The organism is Cellulomonas biazotea (assembly GCF_004306155.1).
Lineage (GTDB): Bacteria > Actinomycetota > Actinomycetes > Actinomycetales > Cellulomonadaceae > Cellulomonas > Cellulomonas biazotea.
In genome coordinates, this window is record NZ_BIMR01000075.1 from 1 (window position 1) to 5,936 (window position 5,936).

Genomic DNA, 5,936 nt, shown 5'->3' on the forward strand with positions numbered 1-5,936 from the left:
CCGCCCCTGCTCGGGCGGCGCGCCGTCGGCGTCTGCGGGGCCGGTCGGCGGCGGCTCGCGGCGGCTCAGTACCCGGCGAACGCGTCCGTCCGGATCCGCCGGACGCCGGCGCGCCGCAGCGTGCGGCGGGCGTGCACGACCATCCGTGGCGGCCCGGACACGTAGGCGAGGCGGCGGTGGGCGTCGGGCACGCCGTCGCGCAGCACGGCGTCCTCGAGCAGCGGGGCGGTGCGGTGCTCCCACCCGTCGGGCAGGGCCGGGGGGCGCTGCGGTGCGACGACGACGACCCGGGCCCGCGACGCGCTGAGCACGTCGGCGTACGGAGGCTCGTCGCCCGGGCCGAGCAGGAGCAGCAGCACGACGTCGCGGTGCTCCCCCGCCCGCGCGAGCGCCGCGAGCTGGCTGACGAACGGGGTGATCCCGATGCCGCCGGCGACGAGGAGCAGCGGCACGTCGGGACGGCGCGGCAGCAGGAAGTCGCCGCCGACCGACGTCGCGCGCACGACGCCGCCCGCGGGCAGCGACGTCAGGGTCCGCTTGAACGAGCTCGGCGCAGCCGTCACCCGGAACGCGACCGCGACGCTGCCGTCGTGCCCGGGGGGCGACGCGACCGAGAACACCCGCCGCGACCCTCGCCAGTCGGCGCCGGCGTGCGGGACGTGCAGCTCGATCCACTGGCCGGGCCGGAACCGCAGGACGCGGTCGGTCGCGAACGCGACCTCCCGGACCGCGGGCGTGACGTCGCGGTGCCCGAGCACGCGCAGCCGGACGGCCCGGCGCTGCCCGACGACGAACGCGAGGACGTTCCCGACGGCGAGCGCGAGCTCGGGCGAGCTCCACAGCGGCCCGAGCGTGAACGGCGTGACCGTGAGGAGCCCGACGAGCGCCGCCTCGGCGACCTGCTGGCGCCGGCGCGGCGGCAGCGTGAGCGGCTCGGTCAGCATGAACGCGGCGGCGAACACCATCGGGTAGGACGCCACGGACGACCAGACGGCGTCGAGCGGCGCGAGCCCCTGCCCGACGAGCCGCAGGGTCACGACGCCGCACGCGACGGCCAGGTAGGTCCCGACGAGCAGCCCTCGACGGGTGCGCAGCACGACGGCGAGGCCGGCGAGCGCGACGACCGGCAGGAGCGCGGGCGTCGCGACCCACCACGTCGCGGGCACCGCACCGAGCGGCACCCCGACGAGGCCCACCGCGAGCGCCCCGGCCGCCGCCGGGTTGAGGACGTGCCGGGCCCGGACGACGAGGACGAACTTCGACGCGCCGGCGACGGCGCCCGCCGCGACGAGCACGACGACGTCCCGGACGTCGGTCGACGGCCGCAGCAGCAGGGCGAGCAGCAGTCCGGTGACGACCGACGACTCGGCGTGCACGGCCACCCGCCACAGGACGCCGCACGCACGGCTGACGAGCGCCGTGGACCCGACGGCCACGACGACCGACACCAGCAGCGCGAGGACGTCGACGTGCACGTGACCGGTGAGGGACAGCACCGCCGCGGCCGCGACGACCACCCCGAGCGCGACCGTGACGGTCCGGTACATCGTGACCCGGCCGAGCACGTCGTCGACGCGGTTCACGCGAACACCTCCCCGGGCAGTCCCAGCGACCACCGCGCGCTGCCGTCGGCGTGCAGCACCACGTACTCCAGGTCGAAGAGCACCTCGAGCCGCTCGGGCTCCGCGAAGAACAGGGCGGTGGCCAGCCCGTCGGCGACCATGGCCGACCCGGCGACGGCCCAGGTCGCGACGACGTCGCGCGTCGGCGCCCCGGTCCGCGCGTCGAGCACGTGGTGCAGCCCGTCGCCCCACGCACGCCGGTCGACGCCGGACCCGCACACCGCGGCGTCGTCGAGCTCGACGACACCGACCGCGCGCGTCGCGTCGCCGGGCTGCTGCAGGCCCACGCGCACGGGCTCGCTCCTCCCGCCGCCCGCACCGCCCCGACGCAGGACGTCGCCGCCGGCGTCGACCAGGACGTCGTCGACGCCGCACACGGCGAGCACGTCGGCGACGAGGTCGACGAGCTGCCCCTTGCCCGCAGCGCCGACGTCGAGCAGCACGGGCTCGCGGACGACCAGCCGGTCGCCGTCGCGGTCGAGCACGTCGGCCGCCCGGGGCGCGGCGACGGGCGGTCCGGACGGGACGAGCGTGTGCGCCGCGTCGTACCCGAGCCGCTCGAGGCTGCGACCGACCAGGGGCGAGACGGCGCCGTCGGTCCGCTCGCCCAGCACGTCGTAGAGGTCGAGCAGGGCGACACCCTCGGCGGGCAGCCCGTAGACCCCGGGCCGGCGGGCCATGCGGGCGACGAGCGAGTCGGCGCGGAACCGTGACCAGACCGCGTCGTAGCCGGCGATCCGCGCGTGCACGCGGTCGAGCGTCACGCCGTCGAGCGGGTCGGGCGTGCGCACCGTCCAGCGGGTGCCGATCGCGTCGAACTGCTCAGCCGAGCGCATCGGCCGCGACGGCGTCCACGGCGTCGGAGAAGCCGCCGGTGGTGAGCGAGGCGCCGGACACGACGTCCAGCTCGAGCGAGTCGACCGGCACGCCGACGACCTGGTCCGCGACGGCGGACGCGAAGTCGGTCTGGAACGTCAGCGACGTGGGGTTGGTCGCCTGCGGGGTGACCGCGACGGCCGTGACGACGCCGTCCTCGAGGGTGAGCGACACCGCGATGCTCTCCTCGCCGGCGGGCGAGGTGTAGGTCGCGGTCTGCTCGTACGTGCCGTCGGCGTACGGCGAGCGCTCCTCGGCCGGTGCGCTCGTAGCGGCGTCGGCGGCGGTCCCCGCCTGGTCGGCGGACGCGTCCGCAGCGGCGTCGGCGGCCGTGGCGTCGGCGGCGCACCCGGCCAGTGCGGCGGCCAGGGTCAGCCCGGCGAGGGCGAGGGCGGTCGGACGGGACGTGCTCATGGGTGCGATTCCTCTCCTGGCCTGCGCGTTCCCGTGCGGGACGCGTCGGCAGGGACGACGGTAGGGATCACACCTTGACGGAGGCTGTGCGGAGGCTGTCCACGTGCGAATCGATTAGCAAGGCCCCGGCGCGTGGTCGCGCCGGGGCCTTGACGGGCCGGTCAGCCGACGCGGTGCAGCCAGCGCACGGGCGCGCCGGCACCCGCGTACCGGAACGGCTCGAGCTCGTCGTCCCAGGCCTGGCCGAGCGCGAGGTCGAGCTCGGCGCGCAGCCGTGCGGGGTCGGCCGCGTGCTCGAGCGCCGCGCGGATCCGGTCCTCGGGCACGACGACGTTGCCGTGGACGTCGGTCGCGGCGTGGAAGATGCCGAGCTCGGGCGTGTGGCTCCACCGGGAGCCGTCCACGCCGTGGCTCGCCTCCTCGGTGATCTCGTAGCGCAGGTGCGCCCAGCCGCGCAGCGCCGAGGCCAGCCGCGCACCGGTGCCCTGCGGCCCCTGCCACGAGTGCTCGGCCCGGTAGAAGCCGGGACCGGCGGGCTGCGCCGTCCAGTCGAACGTGACGCGCGCGCTCAGCACGTTGCCTGCCGCCCACTCGATGTGGGGGCACAGGGCGCGAGGCGCAGAGTGCACGAAAAGTACACCGCGGGTGATCGCACCAGCCATGTCGTCCTCCTGGTCGGCTCGAGGTTCGCCTTCCCCAACGACCTCAGCTCGTCCCCGCCGGAACGGGTTCAGGAGTACGCACGGTCTCGCGGCGTGCTGAGCACACTATGCCCGAGGTGCGGCGACGACGCCAGCACCCCGGGCAGTCCGCCTGCGGGTGGCTCGGTCAGAGCTGCTCGCGGATCGCGCGCATGGCCTTCTTGCGCACGGACCGCTCGAGGCGGTCGAGGTAGAGCATGCCGTCGAGGTGGTCGACCTCGTGCTGCAGGCAGCGGGCCATGAGCTCGGTGCCCTCGACGACGACCTCCTTGCCGTCGAGGTCGGTGCCGACGACGCGCGCGTACCAGGCGCGGCGGGTCGGGTACCAGAGGCCGGGCACGGACAGGCACCCCTCGTCGCCGTCCTGGTACTCGTCCTCGGACAGCTCGACGATGACGGGGTTGAGGACGTAGCCGATCTCGTCGTCGATGTTCCAGGAGAACGCGCGCAGGCCGACGCCGATCTGGTTGGCCGCGAGGCCGGCGCGCCCCTCGTGGTCGACGGTCTCGAGCAGGTCCTCGACGAGCGAGCGGACGCGGTCGTCGACGGTGGTGATGGGGTCGCACGGGGTGCGCAGGACGGGGTCTCCGACGGTGCGGATCTCTCGCATGGCCATAAGGCGATCCTTTCATGCCGGGGCCCAGGACCACGGCGCTCCGGGGTGCGGGTGTGAGCGGGCCGACACCGTCCGGTGGCGACATCGCGCCCTGACGGACGTACCTTTGTACTGACCGGTCAGTCAGGAGCCTGCACATGTCCCCCACCACCACCGACACCACCCCGAACGGCACCGCCCCCGCCGTCGAGGCGACCGTCGCACCTCCGACCCCCGCCGTCGCGGCGCGCGGCCTGGCACTCCACGGCCCCCGCGGTCGGGTCTACGGGCCCGTCGACCTCGACGTCGCGCCGGGCACGCTCGTCGTGCTGCAGGGCGCGCAGGGCTCCGGACGCACCAGCCTGCTGCTCACCCTCGCCGGGCGGATGGTGCCCGACCGGGGATCCGACCTGCGGGTCCTCGGGCACGCCCTGCCACGCGACCGGCGGTCCGTCCAGAAGGCCGCAGCCGTCGCCGGTCTCGCCGGGATCGACGACCTCGACGCCTCCGTCACGGTCGGGGCGCTCGTCCGCGAACGGCTCGCGTGGCTCGGGCCCTGGTACCGCCACCAGCGACGGCTCGCGCCGCACGACCTCGACGCCGCGCTGCGGCCCGCGTTCGGCGACCGCCCCGTCCCGCCCGGCGGCACCGTCGCGTGGGACCTCGACGAGCTCGACGCGATGCTGCTGCGGATCGGCCTCGCGCTGCTCCAGCGCCCCGCGCTGCTCGTCGTCGACGACGTCGACCAGGTGCTCGACGACCGCCGCCGGCAGGACGTCTGGACGCGGCTCGAGCAGCTCGCCGCCGACGGGCTCACCGTCGTCGCCGCGTGCGCGAGCGCCGACGAGGTCGAGCGGACCCGGTGGACCACGCCGCCCACCGTCGTCGCACTGCCCACCTGACCGGCCCGCCGGAGCACGCGACCCCGGCCACCCGGCCGCTCCCCCGGCCCGTCCACCCGACGTCCGGCCCCACCCGACCCGCACCCCACCCGCACCGAGGACCCGCCATGCTCTCGCTCACCGCCGGCAACGAGCTCCGCCGCTTCCGTCGCGGCACGCTCCCCCGGCTCGCCGTCGTCGCGATGATCGTCGTGCCGCTGCTCTACGGCGTGCTCTACCTCTGGGCGTTCTGGAACCCCACCGGTCACCTCGACCGCATCCCCGTCGCGCTCGTCGACGCCGACCGGGGTGCCGAGCGCGACGGCGAGGACGTCCGGGCCGGTGCGGACCTCGTGGACCGGCTCGTCGACGAGCACGCGCTCGACTGGGTCGTCACCGACGCCGCGGACGCCGCGGCCGGCGTCGACGACGGCACGTACTACTTCGCGGTGAGCATCCCCGCCGACTTCTCCGCGGACCTCGTCTCCGCAGCCGGGGACGCGCCGCAGTCCGCCCGGATCGACGTGACCTACGACGACGCCAACTCGTTCCTCGTCACCTCGCTCGGCCGCTCCGCGATGGAGCGGATCCGCGCCGCGGTGTCGGCGAGCGCGGGCGAGCAGGCCGTCGACGCGGTGCTCGTCGGGCTGTCGCAGGCGCGCGACGGCTTCGCGCAGGCGTCCGACGGTGCGGTCCGGCTCGGCGACGCCGCCAACCAGCTCACGGCCGGCGCGCAGACCCTCACCGACGGCGCACGGCGGCTCGCCGACGGTGCCGCCCGCTCGGCCGACGGCGCGGCGGCGCTGAGCAGCGGCGCAGCACAGGTGGCCACGGGCGCGACGCAGGC

General features: G+C 75.9%; 7 protein-coding genes. 2 read left to right on the forward strand and 5 right to left on the reverse strand.

Features of this window, described 5'->3' with window-relative positions; all coding sequences use genetic code 11:
- Positions 1–65: 65 nt before the first annotated feature.
- The 5 genes from CBZ_RS06325 to def all read right to left on the reverse strand — a co-directional run bounded on the left by CBZ_RS06325 (position 66) and on the right by def (position 4,229).
- The gene (locus CBZ_RS06325; protein ID WP_130780735.1) at positions 66–1,583 is read right to left on the reverse strand and encodes an FAD-dependent oxidoreductase; all 1,518 of its coding nucleotides are present in this window, start codon (positions 1,581–1,583) and stop codon (positions 66–68) included.
- Complete coding sequence (locus tag CBZ_RS06330; protein WP_130780736.1) at positions 1,580–2,458, reverse strand: FAD:protein FMN transferase; 879 nt, start codon at positions 2,456–2,458, stop codon at positions 1,580–1,582. Before CBZ_RS06330 ends, CBZ_RS06325 begins: the two co-directional genes overlap by 4 nt.
- A complete protein-coding gene (locus CBZ_RS06335; protein ID WP_130780737.1) occupies positions 2,445–2,912 on the reverse strand; it encodes an FMN-binding protein in 468 nt (155 codons plus the stop codon). Before CBZ_RS06335 ends, CBZ_RS06330 begins: the two co-directional genes overlap by 14 nt.
- A 161-nt stretch (positions 2,913–3,073) precedes the next feature.
- Positions 3,074–3,574, reverse strand: coding sequence for a DUF3145 domain-containing protein (locus tag CBZ_RS06340; RefSeq protein ID WP_130780738.1), 501 nt, complete (start codon positions 3,572–3,574; stop codon positions 3,074–3,076).
- A gap of 166 nt (positions 3,575–3,740) precedes the next feature.
- A complete protein-coding gene (def, locus tag CBZ_RS06345; protein ID WP_130780739.1) occupies positions 3,741–4,229 on the reverse strand; it encodes a peptide deformylase in 489 nt (162 codons plus the stop codon).
- Between the two features lie 137 nt (positions 4,230–4,366).
- Between def and CBZ_RS06350 the strand changes: the two genes are divergently transcribed.
- Together CBZ_RS06350 and CBZ_RS06355 are read left to right on the forward strand one after the other, a co-directional pair.
- The gene (locus tag CBZ_RS06350) at positions 4,367–5,110 is read left to right on the forward strand and encodes an ATP-binding cassette domain-containing protein (RefSeq protein ID WP_174768637.1); all 744 of its coding nucleotides are present in this window, start codon (positions 4,367–4,369) and stop codon (positions 5,108–5,110) included.
- Positions 5,111–5,217: 107 nt separating this feature from the next.
- The coding region (locus CBZ_RS06355) for a YhgE/Pip domain-containing protein (protein WP_130780740.1) at positions 5,218–5,936 on the forward strand (719 nt) is incomplete at its 3' end.

Excerpts from the sequence above, each read along its gene's own strand:
- CBZ_RS06330 (WP_130780736.1), bottom strand. The coding sequence starts at position 2,458 with ATGCGCTCGGCTGAGCAGTTCGACGCGATCGGCACCCGCTGGACGGTG.
- CBZ_RS06335 (WP_130780737.1), bottom strand. The coding sequence starts at position 2,912 with ATGAGCACGTCCCGTCCGACCGCCCTCGCCCTCGCCGGGCTGACCCTG.
- CBZ_RS06340 (WP_130780738.1), bottom strand. The coding sequence starts at position 3,574 with ATGGCTGGTGCGATCACCCGCGGTGTACTTTTCGTGCACTCTGCGCCT.
- def (WP_130780739.1), bottom strand. The coding sequence starts at position 4,229 with ATGGCCATGCGAGAGATCCGCACCGTCGGAGACCCCGTCCTGCGCACC.
- CBZ_RS06350 (WP_174768637.1), top strand. The coding sequence starts at position 4,367 with ATGTCCCCCACCACCACCGACACCACCCCGAACGGCACCGCCCCCGCC.